The sequence below is a fragment of the Christiangramia aquimixticola genome, assembly GCF_048285835.1.
GTDB lineage: Bacteria > Bacteroidota > Bacteroidia > Flavobacteriales > Flavobacteriaceae > Christiangramia > Christiangramia aquimixticola.
On the sequence record NZ_JBLVTL010000177.1, the window covers coordinates 1 to 311 of the forward strand.

1 protein-coding gene is annotated in these 311 nt (G+C 39.9%); it reads right to left on the reverse strand.

Translation table 11 applies throughout. The features are described 5' to 3' along the window. Positions 1–311, reverse strand: a 311-nt coding sequence (locus ACNKXV_RS14015; protein WP_417908334.1) for a GDP-mannose 4,6-dehydratase, incomplete at both ends; no start/stop codon positions are given.

The following is a 311-nucleotide window of genomic DNA, read 5'->3' on the forward strand; positions in this document are numbered from 1 at the left end:
TGATAAACGTTCCACCCAATTGGAGTAAATATCAGCCAAGGTTTGCTCAAAAGGAATTTCAGTTTTCCATCCCAACTTTTCAATTTTATCGGTTTTGCCTAACAAGACCTTTTCATCCGAGGGTCTAAATAAAGCTGGATCTGTTTCCACTTTCACTTCTATTCCGGCAATTTTTATCAAGATATCCAAGGATTCCTGCATCGTCCAGTCTTTTCCGGCACAGATGTTATAGACTTCACCGGATATTCCTTTTTCTGCCAATAAAATCAAGGCTTTTGCACCATCTCTCACGTCGACAAAATCTCTGGAAG